Below are 18465 nucleotides of genomic sequence, written 5' to 3' on the forward strand. Positions count from 1 at the left end.
CGCGGGCTCGCATGACCGATGTCGTCCCCGGCGGCTCCGGGATCCGGGCGGACCCGGGGCCGCCGGGGCCGCCCGGGGCCGCCCGGTGTTCTTTTCGTCCAGTTTCAGCGTGTGCTCAGACTCACGACCCTGCGATTTGTCTGAGAACACGGGGCCTAGTAGTGTTCCTGAATGTCGGAAACGGCATGCGCCAGTAGCTCAACGGATAGAGCATCTGACTACGGATCAGAAGGTTGGGGGTTCGAATCCCTTCTGGCGCACCAACGCCCCGTCATCGGCTGAATAGTCGGTAGCGGGGCGTGTTCCATTTCCCGAGCCCGCCGAGATCGGTCCGGTTCCGCACCGAGATCGGTTCAGCCCGGCCCGTAGGCCTCCCCTTGGGCGCGCCCGGGTGGCACCATAGGGCTGTGCGAGACATCACCAAGGACACCCGGCTGTGCATCTCCCTGTCGGCCCGGCCCACGAACATCGGCACCCGATTCCACAACCACCTCTACGAGGTCCTCGATCTCGACTTCGTCTACAAGGCCTTCACCACCACCGATATCGTCGCAGCCATCGCCGGCGTACGCGGTCTGGGGATACGCGGCTGCTCGGTCTCCATGCCCTGGAAGGAGGACGTCATCGCCCTCGTGGACGAGACGACTCCCTCGGCCGACGCCATCCACTCGGTCAACACGATCGTCAACGACGACGGCCGTCTGGTGGCCTACAACACCGACTTCATTGCCATACGCTCTCTCCTCGACACCCACGAGGTGCCGCGCACCCCCTGCGCGGTGCTCGGCGCCGGCGGCATGGCCAAGGCCTGCGTCGCCGCGCTGAAGGACGCCGGCTTCGGCCCGGGAACCGTCGTGGCCCGCAACGCCGGCACCGGCCCGGCCCTGGCCGAGCAGTACGGCTGGTCGTGGGTGTCCTCCCCCAATGGGCTCGACGGCGGCGGCCTTCTGCTCAACGCCACTCCGATCGGCATGGCCGGGGGGCCCGCCGAGCACGACCTGCCGGTGGGGGAGGAGCTCATCAGGGCCGCCGGCACCGTCTTCGACGTCGTCGCCTTCCCCTCGCGCACCCCCTTGGTGCGCGCCGCCCTGGCTGCGGGCAGGCCCGTCATCAGCGGGGCGGAGGTCATCGCCCTGCAGGCCGCCGAGCAGTTCGCCCTGTACACCGGGGTGCGCCCCACCCGCGAGCAGGTGGCCGAGGCCTCCCGCATCTCGCGGGCCTGAGGGTGGGTGCGTCGTTCTTTCTGCGTCCTGCAACCTGCGGCGAGCGCCCCCGATCGATCTCGGTGGCAGGCACGGTGCTTCCCACCTCTGCGGGTCGCCGGTAGCGTGACGGGGTGAAGTTCCTCAACGGCCTCGTACCGACATTCGACCTCACCTACGACGACGTCTTCATGGTGCCGTCGCGCTCGGCCGTGGGCAGCCGCATGGGGGTGGACCTGGCCTCCGACGACGCCACCGGCACGACCATCCCGCTGGTCGTGGCCAACATGACGGCGGTGGCGGGCAAGCGCATGGCCGAGACGGTGGCGCGGCGCGGGGCCATGGCGATCGTCCCGCAGGACATCCCCGTCGACGTCGTCATCGACACGGTCTCCCAGGTCAAGGCCTCGCACCGGTTCTACGACACCCCGGTCACCGTCAAGCCGCACCACACCTGCGGCTACGCGCTCGGCCTCATCCCCAAGCGCTCGCACGGCGCCGCCGTCGTCGTCGATGCGGGCACGGGCGTGCCGGTGGGGCTCGTGGACACCTCCGACGTCTCCGGCGTGGACCGCTTCACCCAGGTTCGCGAGGTCATGTCCACCGAGCTGCTCACCCTGCCCGAGGGCATTGAGTCGCGCGAGGCCTTCGCCCGCCTGCGGGCCGCCCGCCGTCGGCTGGCGCCCGTCGTGGACGACGGCGGCCGCCTGGTGGGGCTGCTCACCCGCGACGGCGCGGTGCGCTCGACCATCTACGCCCCCGCGCTGGATGCCGCCGGGCGTCTGCGGGTGGGGGCCGCCATCGGCTTGAACGGCGACCCGGCCGGGCGCGCCGCCGAGCTCGTGGCCGCCGGGGTGGATGTCGTCGTCGTCGACACCGCTCACGGCCACCAGGACCGCATGATCGAGGTGGTCGGGGCCGTGCGCGCCGCCCTGGGGCAGGAGGCGCCGGTCGTGGCCGGGAACGTCGTCTCGGCGGCGGGCGTGCGGGACCTCGTCGAGGCCGGCGCCTCCATCGTCAAGGTGGGGGTGGGGCCGGGCGCCATGTGCACCACCCGCATGGCCACCGGCGTCGGCCGCCCCCAGTTCTCCGCCGTCCTGGAGTGCGCCGCCGAGGCGGCCCGGCTCGGCGCCCACGTGTGGGCCGACGGCGGGGTCCGCCACCCGCGCGACGTCGCCCTGGCCCTGGCGGCCGGGGCCTCCAACGTCATGGTCGGCTCCTGGTTCGCCGGCACCCACGAGTCGCCGGGCGACATCCGCCACGATGCCGACGGGCGCGCCTACAAGGAGAGCTTCGGCATGGCCTCCAAGCGGGCCGTCACCCACCGCACCGAGGGAGAGGACGCCTTCGACCGGGCCCGCAAGGCCCTGTTCGAGGAGGGCATCAGCGCGGGGCGCATGTACCTGGACCCGGCGCGCCCGGGCGTGGAGGACCTCATTGACTCGATCGTGGCGGGCGTGCGCTCGGCCTTCACCTACGCAGGCGCCGGGTCGGTCCCGGAGTTCCGCGAGCGGGCGGTCGTGGGGATTCAGTCGGCCTCGGGCTACCGGGAGGGCGCGCCGGTGCCGGTGAGCTGGTGAGGGCTGTGCGCCAGGAGCCGTTCAGGGCTTGGTATCCTGGGGGTGCGGAGGGAGTTTTATGACTGCTGTGCAGACTGTGACGGTGACTCTGCCCCGGGACCTCGTGGACGCCCTGAGGGTCAGGGTGCGCAGAGGCGAGTTCAAGGATCTCAGCGAGGCAGTGTGCAGAGAGCTGGCTTCTGAGGATGAGCCTGTCGTTGATGATGAGCTGCGGCAGTGGCTGCGCGGTGAGGGATTGCCGGCGTACGACGCCTATACGCGTGGTGAGGACGAGGTCTTGACCGAGGACCAGGTGCGCTCCCATCTCGCGGCTCGCCGTGCTCGGCATGGGTAAGGCATGCGGCGCAGCGTCGTGTACGGCGGTCGAGCTCGAGACGATCTTGCTCAGATTGAGGAACTCATCCGTAATCTCTCGGGATCCGCCGATCTTGCGCAGAGTTATGTCGAGGATATTATGCGCATGTGTCGAGGACTCGCGGACTTTCCGTTCCGCGGTCTGGCGGTTGACTTATCCCGCCCCGGTTCTCGTCTTCTCGGTTTTCGACGACGGGGCGCGATCTTCTTTCGTGTCGAGGAGGAGCGTGTCGTGATTCTTCGCGTGTACTACGGACGGCAGAGCCTCTTCGATTAAGGGTGGGCGGTCGTGGGGATCCAGTCGGCCTCGGGCTACCGGGAGGGCGCGCCGGTGCCGGTGAGCTGGTGAGGGCTGCGGTCAGCGGCGGCTACTCGTGCCACGGGTTGATCAGCTCGATGCCGGTCTGCGCGAAGTCCTTCGTGTCCCGGGTGGCGCAGGAGGCGCCGTGCGCCCGGCAGATCGCGGCGATCTGTGCGTCGGCCATGCTGATCGGAAGTCCTGCGTGCTCCCGCGCGGCGAGGATGGTGGCGTAGTGCTCGGCCGCGCTGCTGTCGAAGGCCGGTACCCGGGTGCTCCGGTAGGTCTGCACGGTGGTGCTGACTGCTGTGCTCAGCGTCTCCCTGCGTCTGCCGTTCGGGAGGCGGCGCACGCCGGCCAGCAGCTCGGCAAGCGTGATCGCTGTGATTGCGACGTCATCCGCGAGGGACTCCAGCCATATGGTGACGCGGGTGTCCGGGTGCGGCCTGAAGACTTCCGAGAGCACACTCGTGTCGAGAATGATCATCCGAGATCCATCGTCCGCGCCGTATCCGTGCGAGCCGGCACCGGAAGATCCTCGATCCCGCCTGACTCCCGCACTGCGCGCATGAGCGCCAGCCCAATGTGGGGCTTGCGTACGGCACTTGTGAGAATGGCCCGGGCCTCCGCCTCCATGGAGCGGTTGTTCTCTCTCGCCTGGGCGGCGAGCTGCTTCTTCACGGACTCGTCCAGGCCGCGGATAACAATGGACGGCATTGCTCCCCTTCGTGCGCTATCACTAGTGATAGCGCACGAAGGGGAGGGGCGGTGCCGGTGCCGGGAGGCTCTGCGGGCTCAGTCGGTCCAGACGATCCCCTTGAGGAAGGCGTTGAACTCGTCCTCGCTCAGGGTGGGCCGGTCGGACTTGTCGAACGCCTTGGCGGTGATGACGAAGGTCTGCCCGTTGTGGGTGACGACGGCGCCGCGCTCGGCAACGTAGCCGCTGTCGTCGGACAGACTCCCCTCACCGGAGAAGGTCTGCGCGGTCTCGCCATCGACGGCCGCCTCGCCGGTGGCGGCGAAGTCGTCCGGGTCCACGTTGATGCTCTCGGCATCCTTCTCAATGACTCCCTCGACGGTGGCGGTCGCGTCTCCCAGGCGGACCAGGTAGCCGCTGACGGAGCCCGTGTTGCTGAGTTCCTCGGCGCTGGCCGCGGTTGCGAACAGCAGCCGGTCGGAACCGATGTCGTCCGTTGTCAGCGAGTGGCCCTCGGGGATGTGGGTGACTATGAGGTGCGGTGCGACCTGGTTGTCCTCCGGCGCGCTGTAGCTCGCGGTTGGTGGGGTCGTGGGGGACTCGGTGGTTTCGGTGGGGGCGTTGTGCGCGGCTTCAGGGGAGGCGGCGTTCGTGGTGGCCCCTGCGGGGGCGTTGTTCGTGGCTTCCTCGGAGGCGCTGGGGCCGTCCGTGGTCGTGCTCGTGGAGCATGCCGAGAGCGAGAGTGCGAGCACGGCGGCTCCGACAACAGCGATGAGGCGACTGCTCATGAGAGTTCTTCCGTGGTGGGGACCGACATGATGCAACTCATAATAACGGCCCGGTAAAAGCTGGTGGTCGGTATTGGGGAGGCGAGGACCCGTGCGCGGCGCGCGCTCGACCGATCTCGAGCCGGAGATCGACCGGTCTCGGCGAGGTCAGCCGGCGCTCCCGGTTCTCCCCGCGGCCCCGGCCGCCGTCAGCGCCCGCTCCAGGTCGGCCACGAGGTCGTCGGGGTCCTCGATGCCCACGCTCAGGCGCAGCAGCCGGTCGGTCAGCCCGTAGGCGGCGCGCGTGGCCGGCGGGACGTCGGCGTGGGTCTGCACGCTCGGGCAGGTCACCAGCGACTCCACCCCGCCCAGCGACTCGGCGAAGGCGAACACCCGCACCGCCCCCAGGAAGGCCGCGATATCGACGTCGTCGGCCGGCTCGAAGGAGACCATGCCCGAGCGCCCCGGGTAGAGCACTCGGGTGACGCGCGCGTCCGCCTCCAGGAGGGCCGCCACCCGGCGGGCGTTGGCCTCGTGCCGCGCCATGCGCAGGGACAGGGTCTTCAGGCCGCGCAGCAGCAGGAAGCAGTCGAAGGGGCCGAGCGTCGCCCCGGTGGTGTTGAGCCGGTACATGAGCCGCTCGCCCAGGTCGGGGTCGGCCACGACGAGGGCGCCGGCCATGACGTCGTTGTGCCCGCCCAGGTACTTGGTGGCCGAGTACACGACGACGTCGGCCCCCAGCTCCAGCGGCCGGCAGACGACCGGGGTGTAGAAGGTGTTGTCCGCCACCAGCAGCGCCCCGGCGTCGTGCGCCCAGCGCGCCGCCCGCGCTATGTCGATCTCGGCCATCATGGGGTTGGTCGGCGACTCGATGACCACCAGGGAGGCCGGGCGGCCCAGCGCCTCGCGCAGACCCTCCTCGCCGATGACGAAGTCCACCTCGCAGGCGCCGTCCTCGGCCAGTGCCCGCAGGTAGCGGTAGGTGCCGCCGTACAGGTCCTCCAGCGCCACGACCCGGCCGCCGCGGGGGGCGAGGGTCTCGACGGCGAGCTGGATGGCGGCCATCCCGGAGGACAGGGCGAAGCCCGCCGCCCCGCCGTCGAGCCGCGCCAGCGCGTCCTGCAGGACGTCGCGGGTGGGGGAGGCCGTGCGCGTGTAGTCGTAGCCGGTCGACTCGCGCAGCCCCGGGTGCCCGAAGGCGGTCGACAGGTGGATGGGGGTGGTGATCGCGCCGGTCGCGGGGTCGGTGGCGGTGCCGGCGTGGGCGAGCAGCGTGTCGAGCCTCCAGGTCGGGGGCTGCGCCGGCCAGGAGGCGTGGTGCTGGATCGGCATGGTGCGGCAGCCGGAGCGGTCCTCGAAGGCGCTGTGGGCGTCGCGTGCGGGGGGCGCGGGCTCCGACGAGCCGGGGCGGGCGGGGGCGGTCATGGTGCGGTTACTCCTGGGGCTGGTGTGAATAGCGACCGAGATCGGTACGGAACCGAACCGATCTCGAGCCGGAATACGACCGATCTCGGCGAATTAGGCGGCGGTGGAGACGACGGCGGGGGCGGCGGCAGCAGCGCCGGTACAGGCCCGGCCGGCCTGGTGAGCCCTGCGCCCCTGCCGGGCCAGCAGGGCGGTCACGCCGGTTTCGAGCCGGTCCAGGGCCTCGTCCAGGGTGGCGCGCGGACAGGCGACGTTCATGCGGGTGAAGCCCCGCCCGCCGGCCCCGAAGATCGCACCGTCGTCGAGCCACAGCCCGGCCTCCTCCAGGATGAATCCGTCGAGCTCGTCCGCCTCCAGCCCCGTGGCCGCGAGCAGGCCGGTGCAGTCCAGCCACAGCAGGTAGGTGCCCTCGCACGGGGCGGCCTCGACGCCGGGCACGGCCGCCAGGCGCGCGGCGACGTGCTCGCGGGCCGCGGCGATGTGCTCGCGCAGCTCGTCCAGCCAGGCGTCGCCGCCCTCGTAGGCGGCGCGGCAGGCGACCAGCCCGAGCGCGTTGGGCTGGGAGTAGCCGACGGCGTCGAGCTCGGCGCGGAAGCGGGCGCGCAGGGCGGGGTCGGGGACAAGGATGTTGGCGACCTGCAGGCCAGCGAGGTTGAAGGCCTTCGACGGCGAGGTGCAGGCGATCGTGCGGACGGCGACCTCCTCGCCGAGCGAGGCGAAGGGCGTGGTGCGGTGGTCGGGCAGAGCGAGGTCGGCGTGGATCTCGTCGGCCACGACGACGACGCCGTGGCGGCCGGTCACCTCCGCGAGCTCGGCCAGCTCGTCGCGCGACCACACGCGCCCCACCGGGTTGTGCGGGTTGCACAGGAGCAGCAGCTGCGCGCCGGTGCGCTCCAGGGTCGCCTCCAGGGCGGCGGCATCGCGCCGGTAGACGCCGTCGGCGTCGCGGATCAGCGGGACCGAGGCGACCGTGCGGCCGGCTGCCTCGACGACCTCCCGGAAGGGGTAGTAGACGGGCTCCTCGATGACGACGGCGTCGCCAGGGGCGGTCAGGGCGCGCACCGCCAGCGCCAGGGCAGGCACGACCCCAGGGGTGATCACGTTCCAGGCGGGGTCGATCCGCCAGCCGTAGCGGCGGGAGAACCAGCCGGTCAGGGCGGCGTCGTAGGCGGCGTCGGGCTCGGAGTAGCCGAAGATGCCGTGGCGCACCCGCCACAGCAGGGCGGAGGTCACGCAGGGCGCGGCGACGTGGTCCATGTCGGCCACCCACAGGGGCAGGGCGTCGGCGGGGCGGCCGCGCTCGGCGGCGAAGTCCCACTTGAGGCTGCCGGTGCCTGTGCGGTCGTGGACGAGGTCGAACTGGGAGAGGCCGGGGCCGCCGGAGGGCCCCGTGCCGAGGGCAGGGACGGCGGCCGGGGTGCGGACTGGGCGCAGGGGCGAGCCGAGGGCGGCGTTGGCTGAGGTGGCTGAAGGGCAGGCGGACATGGCTGACGGATCCTTGAGGACGGCGCGCGGGACCACGCACGAGGCGGCGGGCGCGCGAAAGAACGGGGTGAAGATGAACGCGGACCGCCGGGGGCGCGGCGGACGCGGAGTGCGACGAGCGGGCGGGGTGCGGGGCTCGGACTCTGACCGTTACTCGGGCTACAGCGACGGCTGGCGCTGTCAGCGCATGCGCATTCGACGCACGACCTGGGCACGCACCGGCAGGGCACGGGTCGTGGGCGTCGCAGCAGTCATGACGTCATCATAGTGCGAGGGACGACGACGATGTCAACCGCGGGCGGCGGGGCGGGGTGGCCACGGTCGCCGGAGTGCGGTAGTGCGATCTACGTCCTGTTCCTGCTTCTCGATTCCGACCCTGGAGGTTCCTATGGCGATGATGCCCAACCTCTACCGCGTTGCGCTGGTGGCGCATCAGACCACCGCTAAGACCTACTATACGGACATGTGCGGATTCGACGGGGTGTCCAATCCTTGTTCTGGTGTGATCAAGGTGATTACCGACGGGGCGTGGGTCTCACCGGCTGCAGATAAGTGGTGCGAGAAGGCCGAATACGTGGAAGAGCCCGACGAGGTGGTGGAGGAGAATCTTGTCTTGAGTGCGCATGTTTATGATGTGTGACTGACGCTGACCGTCCCTCGCCGACCACGCCGATGGACCTGCTCGACACCGCCCTGGAGCGCGCCGGCGCGATCATCGACTCCACAGCCCTGAGGATCCCGCACCCGCTCGACCCGCAGACCGCCTCGCCCACACCCACGCCCCGCGCCACGCAGGCGCCCTCCACCGAGCCCCCCGGGGACGACGGCACCGAGGGGTGAGGCGCGCAGGAAGCACCGGACAGGAAGTACCGGAGCGCCTCAGGCGGGCTCGTAGGTGGTGAGGGTGCCGTCCTTGGGCGAGTAGCCGACTGCCATGCTGGGGTTGGCGAAGATGAGGTGGTCTCCTCTGGTCGGCTCGAGGCCGGTAAAGTCGATGCTCTTCCCGGTCTTCGCGTTGACCATGGCGTAAACGCGCCAGAACTGCCCGCCGTCTCCGGCGTCGTAGAACCACACCACTCGGCTCCCGTTCGAAGGACTGGCCTGCGGCATCTTGCAGTCGCTATCCACTTTGCCATTGCGATACTCGTGGATCTCGGGAGAGTCGAATGATGCTCCGTGATCCATGGTGACGCTCGCGGTGCATTCTTTTCTGTTCGCGGTGTACTCGCCCACCCGCTTGCCCTTCGGGCCGTCCTCATCCTCTCCGCTGAGCCAGGTCGAGATCTCGCTCAACGAGAGCAGGGTTCTCGGGGGCAGCAGAACGTAGGTGCTCCTGTCCAAGCCGCTCTCGATGGCGGTGTCGCCGACCCTCTTGCCGTCGGGCTTGAAGGTGTACAGGTGCCCGTCTTGGAAGTCGCCGTCGTAGGTCTGCACGGCCCAGCCATCCTGGGCGACCACGCCATAGGCGCGAGGGGCGTCGGGCACGTCGAGCGTGAAGGAGTCGCCGTTGTCGATGTTGATGACTGTTGCGCCGGTGATGACGTAGTGCTTGCCATCGCGCACAATAGTGTTTTCAGGTGTTTGCGCGTCCTTGTCGACGTCGACGCTCCAGGCCTTGCCGCCGTCCTTCTTCCAGGCGGTGCACGACCCGTCTTCGCACCTGAGGGCGAGGCCGTTGACAATGGATGCCGCTCCCGAGTCCCATGGCGCGTCGTGATGCTCGCCGGTGGCGACGTCGTAGAGCGTGCTGCCGACAACAATGGTGTCGTCGCCCCAGAACCTGATCGTGGTGCTCGAGGTGTCGGTGACGGTGGCGTGCCAGGACTCGCTGGTCTGGCCGTCGGTCAGGGAATAGCCTTTGAGTCTTTTCTCCTCGCTGCCCGAGGAGCCGCTCCCGCTCAGCGCGGCGAGGAATGACCCGTCCGGGGACACCGCGACGGTGGCGTCCTTCATGATCGTGGAGGAGCCCGTCTGCCTCGCCCCGTCGGCCCACTGGTCGGCGGGTACGGCGGCGGCGGGCTCATAGGTAGTGCCGCGGTCGCGCAGCACGAACCACCAGGCGGCGGTGCCGCCCCCGGCCACGAGCACGACGACGAGGGCGACGACCAGGACGATGAGCCCCCTGCGCCGTCGTCGGGGCGGCCGTGCGGGCAGGGCGCCGGGCATGGGCTGCTGGTAGACCTGGGTTTGCGGGGGCACTGGCTGCTGGTAGGGCTGCGCCTGAGTGGGTGCGGGCTGCTGGTAGCCGGACGGCACAGGTTGCTGGGCCTGCCCCGGAGCGGGCTGCTGGTAGGGCTGCTGCTGACCCGGCGCCGGCTGCGGGTAGGGCGGCTCCTGCGCGTTCGGCCGGTATGAGGAGTACGGCTGCGGGGCCGGTGGGTAGGACTCGTAGAGCCGCGAGGCAGCCCTATTTTCTGCGGATGCGCCAGGGTTCGACGGCGGGTAGGAGCCGCCGCCGGAGCGCGGTGCCTGGTGCGAAGGATGCGCCTCAGTCATATCGCCATCGTATGGTCACCTGCCGCACGGCGGGGAGGCCTTGGGGCGTCTGATCTCTCTGGCCGAGACGAGCGGCCTCGGCCGGCGGGCCTGTTGGCAATGAGAGTGCCGCCCCTGGACGGGGCATCCGGCGCCGACGAACAGCACGACCCCGCTCCTGGACGCGATACCTGGCTGCAGGAGGCCGCAATCGCGGTCCGTCTTGCCGGCATGATAGAGATCGACCCGGAGGCGTCGAAGGAGCTGCCGCGGCGCCCTGCAAAGTGATCATCCCATCTCGGAGTCAGCCATCGAGACGGCTGACTCCGGGCCGGCAGGCGCCCGCCAGTTTCCGCGAACCGATCTCGGCGCGGAACCGGACCGATCTCGGCGGAGGGGACGGCGGGGCAGCGGGCGGGAGGCGCGAGCGGGTGCGGCATCCGAGCGACCTCGCGCCTGAGCGAAGCACGCCGGACGTGAACGTACCTTCGCAGCACCAACGTACCTTTCTCCCATCCTTCTGAGGTCTACTCTCAGAAGGATGGGAGAAAGGTACGTTCACGCGACGAACCTCCGTTGACGTTGGACGCACGGGCCTCGGGCGCTCGGCCTGCGCCCGGCTGGAATCAAGCATCCAGACGTCCGATCTCCGGGCGGGCGACTGCGCGACTGCTGGGCCTACGGGTGGATGGGCGGGGGTCTGCGGACCACCGGCGCGCACCCGGGGATGTCGGATCGTGGCGCCCCGTGGGAGAACCTCAGTCCCACCGACATCGTGTGGGCGCGTACGCCTATCGGGGAGAGGCGGGCGTGTAGCCGGCGAGGGTGCCGTCCGTGGGGGAGTAGCCGATGATCTGTCCCGGGGCGGCTATGGTGAAGGTGGCGCCGTTGGCGGGGTCCATTCCCTCGAAGGTGATCTGCTCGCCTGTGGCGGCGTTGTACATCAGTGAGAAGGGTGCGGCATTCGTGACCTGCCTCATGCCCACCGTCACGACTTTCGCGGTGTCGGAGACTGCGGCGGTTTTCTGATCGAGGCAGGGGAAGGCGTTCTTGTCCAGGCCGGACATGTCGATCGTGGTGCCGTTCGACATCTCGATCTTCTGCACGCAGGAATCCTCGTCGCCATTGATGATCATCGCCCCGACCACCGTGCTGTAGTCGCGGTCGAGCCATATTCTCCGGTAGTCGTCCTTCGTGGGCGTGCTCGGGTAGTACAGCGGGTAGGTACTGGTGGTGAGGGGGTCCGGCGCGTTCTGCGTGGACGTGGGGTCGCCCCCGGCTGGGCCGTAGAAGGAGAGGTGCCACTGAGTCGGGGAGTTCGCCATCACATCGTAGTAGGTGGAGATGCTGGTCCAGCCCTCGTCCGTGTACGCGATGACGTAGATGCCGGGCGGATCGTCCGGTATTGAGAAGTCGACGACCTGCCCGGTATCGATATTGATCACGTAGTGATGGGCGATAACGACGTACTTCGAGCCTCCCAGGGTGATTGGCTCCGTCTGGTTGAGGCCGTCTTTGCTAATGCCTGCGGCGGCGTCGGCATCCTTCAGCGAAAGGCCCTTGACAGCGTCGTGGACGGGGGAGGACCAGGCGGGCTCGGTGGCGCCCTCGCGGTAGCCGGCGCAGGTGGTCTGCTGGCAGGCGATGACGATGTCCTCGTTGTTGACGACGACGGGGACAGCGTTGTCGGGCCAGGGGACGTCGCTGGTGGCGCCGGTGGTGATGTCGTAGAGGGTCCTGCCGTGGATGAGGGTGTTCTTGCCCCACAGGAGGAAGGAGGGGTAGATCGGGTTGCTGTCCGAGCTGTCGGCAGGGACCGAGTCACCTGAGGTGTCCATGGTGGCGGTCCACGCCTGGGTGACGCCGGAGCCGTTCATGGTGTAGGCGGTCAGGGTGGAGGTCCGGGGGTTGTCGCCGGTCTTGACTGAGAAGAGGTGGTCGGGGGTGGTGAAGACCGAGGCGCCGGCGTCGATCGTCGTCGACCACTGCCGAGCGGCGCCGCTCGCCCACGAGTCCGACGGGGTGCCTGCCTCTTTCCCTGCGCGGGGTGGCCGTGCGTAGTTGACGTCTCCGGCGATCAGCCTGCCGCCCACGACGACGCCGCCCAGGGTCAGCGCTCCGACGATCACGGCGATGACCATGGTGCGCGGATCTGTGCGTGCGCGGCGGCCGGGGCCGGGTGCGGGTGGACTCATGACCTCGATGGTAGCGGCGCCCAGATGATTGATCCCAACAGAGCGCGGGCCGGGCCCTCGGCTCCCTTTCGCCGAGATCGGTCGTATTCCGCGCCGAGTTCGGTTCAGGGGCCTGGTGGGCGTCTACTGGGCGTGCGCCTACTGGGAGGAGGTGGGCGTGTAGCCGGTGAGGGTGCCGTCCGTGGGGGAGTAGCCGATGATCTGCTTCGGGGCGGCCACGGTGAAGGTGGCGCCGTTGGCGGGGTCCATTCCCTCGAAGACGATCTGCTCGCCAGTGGCGGCGTTGTACATCAGCGAGAAGGGAACCGCATTCGTGACCTGCCTCATACCCACCATCACCACATCTCCGTTGGTCGAGACCTTGGTGGCCTCCCTTTCCAGGCAGGGGAAGGCGTTCTTGTCCAGACCGGTCACGTCGATCGTGGTGCCGTTCGACATCTCGATCTTCTGCACACAGAGCTTCTTGTCCTCTTCGGCGGCGGTTACTGACCCGGCCAGCGTGCTGTAGTCATGGTGGAGAAACATTCTCCGGTGGTCGTCCTTCGTGGGCGTCCGCGGGTAGTACAGCGGGTAGGTGGTGTCGGGGGGATCTGGCGTGTCCTGCGTGGATGTGGGCTCGCCCCCGGCCGGGCCGTAGAAGGAGAGGTGCCACTGCGTCGGGGACTTCGCCGCCACATCGAAGTAGGTGGAGGCGATGGACCAGCCCTCGTTCGTGTGCCCGATACTGTAGACGCCGGGTGGATTATCCGGCACGGAGAAGTCGACGACCTGCCCGGTATCGATGTTGATCACATAGTGGTAGGCGATAATGACATACTTCGCGTCGGCCAGGGAGACCGCATTCGTGTAGTTGGGGTCGACCATCTTGGTAATGCGCGCCGCCGCGTCGGTCTGCGCGGGAGAGCCCTGGACCGCGTCATGGACGGTTGAGGACCAGGCGGGCTCGGCTGCGCCCTCGCGGTAGCCGGCGCAGGTGGTCTGCTGGCAGGCGACGACGACGCCCTCGTCCTTGACGACGACGGGGACGGCGTCGGCAGGCCAGGGGGCGTCGCTGGTGGCGCCGGTGGTGATGTCGTAGAGGGTCCGGCCGTGGATGAGGGTGTTCTTGCCCCACAGGAGGAAGGAGGGGTAGATCGGATTGTCCTCTGCGCCGCTCACGGCTACTGAGTCCGCCGAGGTGTCCACGGCGGCGGTCCACGCCTGGGTGACGCCGGAGCCGTTCATGGTGTAGGCGGTCAGGGTGGAGGTCTGGGGGTCGTCGCCGGTCTTGACTGAGAAGAGGTGGTCGGGGGTGGTGAAGACCGAGGCGCCGGCGTCGATCGTCGTCGACCACTGCCGGGCGGCGCCGCCCGCCCACGAGTCCGACGGGGCGTCAGAGTCGAGGTTCTCTTCCACGCGGGGCGGCCGCGCGTAGTTGACGTCTCCGGCGATCAGCCTGCCGCCCACGACGACGCCGCCCAGGGTCAGCGCTCCGACGATCACGGCGATGACCATGGTGCGCGGATCTGTGCGTGCTCGGCGACCGGGGCCGGGGGGCGATACGGGCAGACTCATGGCCACGATGGTAGAGGCACGGTAAAGGCGCTGTGCCCCTGGCCGACGAATACCCGATGGGTAGAAGTGCCGATACGGGGAGGCGGGGGATACCGCCGCCGACGGCGGGGCTCTCGGCTGGCCTTGCTGCTCCCGACCCGCATGCCTCGGCTCGAAGACCTTGGTATTCCGGGCCGAGGGCCCTGGTGCTGTTTGGGGTGTGCTGGTAGCGTGTGGGTTGTTCGCGTTGTCCCTGTGTCTGGGGGTTGCTGTGCGTATGGTTCGTTGGTGTGGGGCTGCTGCTGGTGCGGCGGCTGTGGTGCTGGTGCTCGGCGGGGCGGCTGGGTGCTCTTCTGGTGATGCGGGCGCGGGCGCGTCGGTGCCGCAGTACTCGCCGGACGACGGCGGTGGGGTGTCGGCCAGTGCGGGGGTGGGGGGGGCTGACGGGTCCTCGGCGGAGGCGTCCGCTGGTGCGGGTGCTGTGGCGACGGGTCTGACGGCGGAGTCGCTGTCGGACTCGCAGATCGAGTACACCATGGTGTCGGTCCCCGAGGGTCTGGACCCTGCGCAGAGCGAGGTGCTGGCGGCGTTCGTGGCCTATGACCAGGCCACATGGAAGGCCGTGCGGGACATGAACGGCACCGCGCAGGTGGAGGCCACCATGACCGGCCAGAGGCTGACGGACTTCATGACGAATTACAAGGATCAGGAGGCCAAGGGCCAGCATGTTGAGGGCTCTGCCAGCACCGAGGTATGGACGGTGGACCTGATGCCGAACGACTTCACGGCGTCGGTGGGGACCTGCACCGACATGACCAAGGCGAGGGTGGTGTCGGCATCGGGCGAGGACCATACGTCCGAGGAGGTCCCGCACCGGTTCCCCATGACCTACACCCTGGTGCGGAGCGGCTCGGGCTGGAAGGTCGCCGGCTCCTCTCACGGAGATGCTGACCAGTGCTGAAAGGAACCCGAGTCATGATCGCGACGGCGAGGCGATGTGGCGCGGCCTTCATGGTGGTCCTGGCGGCCGCGCTGGTTTTTATGGCTGCGCCTCCGGCTTACAGCGAAGACACGAAGGCCTACTCCGGTCAGGCTCCGGACGGCAGCGCGCAGATCTCTGTGTCGGTGACCTACGAGTCGGCCGCATCAGGCTCAGACGGCGGTGGCGGCGGCGTGACGGCATCGACCCAGACCGTAACAGCGACCGTCCTGCCGGCGTGCGAGTATGTGTCTTCGTGGACCGGCAAAGAGTTTGCAGACTCTATGCGCGACCATGAAAGTCGTCCTTTCGATTATGACGACTTGCCTCCCGACGGCAGCACCCACCCGGGTTGGCAAGATCACGCTGACGACGAAGAAGGCAGTTGGTATACGCCAATTTGTATCGCGAATAGACTTCCTCCGGGAAAAGATTTAAAGCAGGTATCCGAGGAGTGTTTCAAGGATCACAAGAATGTATATGTGCCTGCTGGTAGCGAGCCTCCGGCTCCGTTGATCGATGGCCAGACCCTGGCGCGTGCGGCATGGAATGCGGTGACGATCCCACAGCCGGGCGTGGAGACAAACCCGAAGCTGGGGTCCTCTGGGGCGACCCTGGTGGGCTGGGACACGTGGGTGTGGGCCACCGACGAGACCCCTGCGAAGGTGACGGCCACCGCGACGGCCGGCCCGGTCAGCGCAACCGTGACCGCGGTCTCCGACGGGCTCAGGCTCTCGGCCCCCGACTCCGCCCCGAACTGCCACGGCTTCGGCACCACCTGGAGCGAAGGCGCAGCCGAGGGGTCGTCCAACTGCACGATCGAGTTCACCCGAAGCTCAGCTCACCTGGGCGGAATCACGCCTCTGGACATCTCCGTCGCCTACTCTGTGTCCTTCACAGCCACCGACGGCGCCTCCGGTGACCTCGGCGCGGTTACCACCTCCACCACGGTCAACATCCCCGTCGCCGAGGCGCAGACCATCAACAACGACCACTAACCGCGATACTTGCAGGCAAGGCGAACAAGAGAGGACCCGCGATGGGTAACCAGATCGATAATCCTAAGTTGGTGGCAATCAGAGCCATTAAGTCTCAGGCAACCACATCTCAGAGCAACTTGGGCTCATGGACTCCTAAATCGTCTGCATCTACCAAGGCCGGTACAATCGATGACGGGCTTACGGAGGACGTGTGGACCTCTCCGGTGGCCGATGACTACCGCACTAAGATCACCGCTGTCGTATCCGGCACTGATTCGGCTTTCACGTCGATCGTCTCGGCTCTGACCAACGCCGAGAACGAGATCGTTGATGCGGATCTGGAATATGTTGACTCCGATTCCGAAGAGGCCAAGTGGCCCAACAGCGGTTGACTCCATAAATCCCAACTCACACCAACAGCGAGAAGACTTTTCATGGCCTACATCAAAATTAACCCTGAGGGAATGCTCACGGTCATCAATAACCTGGACGAACGCGCTTCTGCCGTGGATACAGAACGGAGGAACATCGATAATTCCAGTTCAGCCAATCATGATCCGGTAGCCTCGGTCGTTTCAGCCACTGATGTATTATCTGGTTCAGGAGACGAAGCGAATGTGAACGCATGGGCAGAGAAGATTCGGACGCTGGCTGAAGAGTTGCGCACTCGTCGCCAAGAAGCCATTGACATGAATTCCTCGGGGATTACATCCGCGGATTCCAATGGAATGTTGTCCTATTATTTGCCCGACCCGCCCGACGGGACGGTTGACACCGAGGGATACTGGAGCAATACGGATACTGTCGACAATGTCAAAAAGTACAACAGCGAATCAGCGACCAACGGCAAGACTGACGCCACCGCCCTGAGCGAGGCGCTCAAAGGTGGCAGCAATGGAACATCTTCAGACGGACGTACCGTAGACGAGATCTTAGATGAGATGGGTAAACATCAGGACGAGCCAGCCTACGGAGGCACGTTTGTCAGTACTTACGGTATCGACAACTTTGTCGAGTTGCCCATCACAATGAGTTGGCACTATACGAAATATACTGGTCAAAAAACTGTTCAGTACGGCAACTACTCGACCGCCACGGAAGCGGTTGCCAGCGCTAACGACAAACTCGGTCATATTTTGGCTGCTGCTACGCACACGGACACACCTCCGGAAGGATATGACTCCTGGTCCGATGCGCTCTATCAATCGGTGTCCGCCAAAGGGCACCGAGGCCGAATGTCAAGCCTTAATGAGTTTTTGGCTACCGATGGGGTCGTCTACGACACAGACACACTCGTTCAACTCGGCGACGAGCTTGAAGACTTGTCTTTTAAAGGTGGTGCGGCCAGCCATACCGGAGATCAGATTTCGGGTTACCACGATGACACATACGGTTGGTTCTATAATGAGGGCCGCTCATTTCAAAACGGATCTATGGGTCCGTTGTATGGTGTAACAAAGGCCATGGGCAATAATCCAGATGCGGCTCAACAGTATCTCACCCCCGATGGGGAGATGAAGAACGGAAAATGGGTACCCGGCGACCAGACAAATTCTCGATGGCAACTTCTCACCGAGCACAAATGGGACTCCGAAGTCGGGCTGGACGGTTTCACCGCCGCGCAGGCCGCCGCATCATCACACCGGAGCAGCACGGATCCGGAGGTAGCTGGGGCTGCGACATGGCTGACTTCCCGTTCGATGGAGTATGCAGTAGACAATGTGGAGACAGAAAATTACACGGATATCATGAAAGAAAACCTTTCGGTGCTTGTGGCCAATAGCCGTAAAGAAGTCGCTTCTGTTGCCAACGGAGGCAGTCCTGACGGGGGAAACTCTACAGGCCTTGAGCTGTCTGATGGGTCAAACACGCTTTCGTCACTTATCTACAGGATAATCGACAATAAGAATGCGGCAACGACTATCGGAACTGCGCTCGCCGAAGAGACGGTTAACAGCTCTAACCCGACTGATGCTAAAGGATTGAAGGACAAGTATCAATTTTCTGCGTCTGTGTACGGTTATCTTGATGCCCTGGGGAGCGAGCGGGCCGCAGAGATTTACGGCGCAAGCAAAAAAACACTCGGATGAATCCAAATCTCTGGCGGGAACGGCGCTTACCGCATTTACTACAATCGCAGGAGCTGGGCTCTCTGGGCCAGCAGCCCCTCAGGGGGTCGGCGTAGTCGTGGGTGTGTTGGTGGGGGTGCGGCGCGGTTCCTGGGGTGACGATGGGTGTGTCCTACGCACCCTTTCGTCGTCAGGAGCCGCGCCGCTATGCCATCTTCCCCTATCAACATTGCTGGGCGCCAGCCGAGCCTGATGCAGGTCTTGTCCACCGTGCCCGATCCCAGGTGCGCCCGGGGAATGAGGCACCGGCTGGAGGTGATCCTGGCCGTGGCGGTGGGGGCCGTGCTGTCCGGAGCGCGCAGCCTGCTGGCCATCGGGCAGTGGGCCGCCGGCCTGGACGCCGAGGCGCGCACAAGGCTGGGCCTG

At 67.1% G+C, this 18465-nt stretch carries 19 protein-coding genes and 1 tRNA gene; 12 read left to right on the forward strand and 8 right to left on the reverse strand.

Annotated features, from left to right (window positions below; all coding sequences use genetic code 11):
- Positions 1 to 187: 187 nt before the first annotated feature.
- From O145_RS10715 to O145_RS17410, 5 genes are all read left to right on the forward strand, one after another.
- Positions 188 to 263 (forward strand) — tRNA-Arg (locus tag O145_RS10715).
- Between the two features lie 144 nt (positions 264 to 407).
- Entirely contained in the window at positions 408 to 1223 is an 816-nt protein-coding gene (locus O145_RS10720; RefSeq protein WP_043562846.1) for a shikimate 5-dehydrogenase, read from the forward strand.
- Positions 1224 to 1336: 113 nt separating this feature from the next.
- Entirely contained in the window at positions 1337 to 2782 is a 1446-nt protein-coding gene (locus O145_RS10725; protein WP_043562848.1) for a GuaB1 family IMP dehydrogenase-related protein, read from the forward strand.
- A 58-nt stretch (positions 2783 to 2840) separates the two neighbouring features.
- Positions 2841 to 3116 (forward strand): hypothetical protein, encoded by a 276-nt coding sequence (locus tag O145_RS10730; RefSeq protein ID WP_052375009.1) that lies wholly within the window; start codon positions 2841 to 2843, stop codon positions 3114 to 3116.
- A 3-nt stretch (positions 3117 to 3119) separates the two neighbouring features.
- A complete protein-coding gene (locus O145_RS17410; protein ID WP_084682549.1) occupies positions 3120 to 3413 on the forward strand; it encodes a type II toxin-antitoxin system RelE/ParE family toxin in 294 nt (97 codons plus the stop codon).
- 91 nt (positions 3414 to 3504) lie between these two features.
- Here O145_RS17410 and O145_RS10735 read toward each other — a convergent pair whose 3' ends face one another.
- The 5 genes from O145_RS10735 to O145_RS10755 form a co-directional block, all read right to left on the reverse strand.
- The gene (locus tag O145_RS10735) at positions 3505 to 3921 is read right to left on the reverse strand and encodes a type II toxin-antitoxin system VapC family toxin (RefSeq protein ID WP_043562851.1); all 417 of its coding nucleotides are present in this window, start codon (positions 3919 to 3921) and stop codon (positions 3505 to 3507) included.
- A complete protein-coding gene (locus O145_RS10740; RefSeq protein WP_043562853.1) occupies positions 3918 to 4151 on the reverse strand; it encodes a FitA-like ribbon-helix-helix domain-containing protein in 234 nt (77 codons plus the stop codon). The genes O145_RS10735 and O145_RS10740 overlap by 4 nt, the downstream gene beginning before the upstream one ends.
- A gap of 78 nt (positions 4152 to 4229) precedes the next feature.
- Entirely contained in the window at positions 4230 to 4919 is a 690-nt protein-coding gene (locus O145_RS10745) for a hypothetical protein (protein ID WP_043562855.1), read from the reverse strand.
- A 147-nt stretch (positions 4920 to 5066) separates the two neighbouring features.
- The gene (locus tag O145_RS10750) at positions 5067 to 6323 is read right to left on the reverse strand and encodes a trans-sulfuration enzyme family protein (RefSeq protein ID WP_043562858.1); all 1257 of its coding nucleotides are present in this window, start codon (positions 6321 to 6323) and stop codon (positions 5067 to 5069) included.
- A 93-nt stretch (positions 6324 to 6416) separates the two neighbouring features.
- Complete coding sequence (locus tag O145_RS10755; protein ID WP_043562860.1) at positions 6417 to 7808, reverse strand: MalY/PatB family protein; 1392 nt, start codon at positions 7806 to 7808, stop codon at positions 6417 to 6419.
- Between the two features lie 388 nt (positions 7809 to 8196).
- On the opposite strand from O145_RS10755, the gene O145_RS10760 reads away from it, so the two are divergent.
- Both O145_RS10760 and O145_RS10765 read left to right on the forward strand, forming a co-directional pair.
- Entirely contained in the window at positions 8197 to 8448 is a 252-nt protein-coding gene (locus tag O145_RS10760; protein WP_043562862.1) for a hypothetical protein, read from the forward strand.
- On the forward strand, positions 8445 to 8648 hold the full coding sequence (locus tag O145_RS10765) for a hypothetical protein (RefSeq protein WP_043562864.1): 204 nt from the start codon (positions 8445 to 8447) through the stop codon (positions 8646 to 8648). The genes O145_RS10760 and O145_RS10765 overlap by 4 nt, the downstream gene beginning before the upstream one ends.
- Positions 8649 to 8687: 39 nt before the next feature.
- Here O145_RS10765 and O145_RS10770 read toward each other — a convergent pair whose 3' ends face one another.
- The 3 genes from O145_RS10770 to O145_RS10780 form a co-directional block, all read right to left on the reverse strand.
- Entirely contained in the window at positions 8688 to 10304 is a 1617-nt protein-coding gene (locus O145_RS10770) for a hypothetical protein (RefSeq protein WP_156966723.1), read from the reverse strand.
- 770 nt (positions 10305 to 11074) lie between these two features.
- A complete protein-coding gene (locus tag O145_RS10775; protein WP_156966724.1) occupies positions 11075 to 12478 on the reverse strand; it encodes a hypothetical protein in 1404 nt (467 codons plus the stop codon).
- A gap of 138 nt (positions 12479 to 12616) precedes the next feature.
- Complete coding sequence (locus tag O145_RS10780; RefSeq protein ID WP_156966725.1) at positions 12617 to 14032, reverse strand: hypothetical protein; 1416 nt, start codon at positions 14030 to 14032, stop codon at positions 12617 to 12619.
- Between the two features lie 460 nt (positions 14033 to 14492).
- Here O145_RS10780 and O145_RS10785 point away from each other — a divergent pair, with 460 nt between their 5' ends.
- From O145_RS10785 to O145_RS18230, 5 genes are all read left to right on the forward strand, one after another.
- Positions 14493 to 14972 (forward strand): hypothetical protein, encoded by a 480-nt coding sequence (locus tag O145_RS10785; protein ID WP_156966726.1) that lies wholly within the window; start codon positions 14493 to 14495, stop codon positions 14970 to 14972.
- A gap of 14 nt (positions 14973 to 14986) precedes the next feature.
- A complete protein-coding gene (locus O145_RS18660) occupies positions 14987 to 15988 on the forward strand; it encodes a hypothetical protein (protein WP_229118504.1) in 1002 nt (333 codons plus the stop codon).
- Positions 15989 to 16029: 41 nt separating this feature from the next.
- A complete protein-coding gene (locus O145_RS18220; protein WP_156966727.1) occupies positions 16030 to 16362 on the forward strand; it encodes a hypothetical protein in 333 nt (110 codons plus the stop codon).
- Between the two features lie 42 nt (positions 16363 to 16404).
- Positions 16405 to 18060 carry a DUF6571 family protein gene (locus O145_RS18225; RefSeq protein ID WP_156966728.1) on the forward strand — a complete coding sequence of 552 codons (1656 nt, stop codon included), beginning with the start codon at positions 16405 to 16407 and terminating at the stop codon, positions 18058 to 18060.
- A 186-nt stretch (positions 18061 to 18246) separates the two neighbouring features.
- A partial coding sequence (locus O145_RS18230; RefSeq protein WP_169740340.1) for a transposase family protein occupies positions 18247 to 18465 on the forward strand: 219 nt, incomplete at its 3' end.

This window comes from Actinomyces israelii DSM 43320, assembly GCF_000711965.1.
GTDB lineage: Bacteria > Actinomycetota > Actinomycetes > Actinomycetales > Actinomycetaceae > Actinomyces > Actinomyces israelii.

Coding starts and splice junctions, on each gene's coding strand:
- O145_RS10730 (WP_052375009.1), top strand. CDS start 2,841: ATGACTGCTGTGCAGACTGTGACGGTGACTCTGCCCCGGGACCTCGTG.
- O145_RS17410 (WP_084682549.1), top strand. CDS start 3,120: ATGCGGCGCAGCGTCGTGTACGGCGGTCGAGCTCGAGACGATCTTGCT.
- O145_RS10735 (WP_043562851.1), bottom strand. CDS start 3,921: ATGATCATTCTCGACACGAGTGTGCTCTCGGAAGTCTTCAGGCCGCAC.
- O145_RS10740 (WP_043562853.1), bottom strand. CDS start 4,151: ATGCCGTCCATTGTTATCCGCGGCCTGGACGAGTCCGTGAAGAAGCAG.
- O145_RS10745 (WP_043562855.1), bottom strand. CDS start 4,919: ATGAGCAGTCGCCTCATCGCTGTTGTCGGAGCCGCCGTGCTCGCACTC.
- O145_RS10750 (WP_043562858.1), bottom strand. CDS start 6,323: ATGACCGCCCCCGCCCGCCCCGGCTCGTCGGAGCCCGCGCCCCCCGCA.
- O145_RS10755 (WP_043562860.1), bottom strand. CDS start 7,808: ATGTCCGCCTGCCCTTCAGCCACCTCAGCCAACGCCGCCCTCGGCTCG.
- O145_RS10760 (WP_043562862.1), top strand. CDS start 8,197: ATGGCGATGATGCCCAACCTCTACCGCGTTGCGCTGGTGGCGCATCAG.
- O145_RS10770 (WP_156966723.1), bottom strand. CDS start 10,304: ATGACTGAGGCGCATCCTTCGCACCAGGCACCGCGCTCCGGCGGCGGC.
- O145_RS10775 (WP_156966724.1), bottom strand. CDS start 12,478: ATGAGTCCACCCGCACCCGGCCCCGGCCGCCGCGCACGCACAGATCCG.
- O145_RS10780 (WP_156966725.1), bottom strand. CDS start 14,032: ATGAGTCTGCCCGTATCGCCCCCCGGCCCCGGTCGCCGAGCACGCACA.
- O145_RS18660 (WP_229118504.1), top strand. CDS start 14,987: ATGATCGCGACGGCGAGGCGATGTGGCGCGGCCTTCATGGTGGTCCTG.
- O145_RS18220 (WP_156966727.1), top strand. CDS start 16,030: ATGGGTAACCAGATCGATAATCCTAAGTTGGTGGCAATCAGAGCCATT.
- O145_RS18225 (WP_156966728.1), top strand. CDS start 16,405: ATGGCCTACATCAAAATTAACCCTGAGGGAATGCTCACGGTCATCAAT.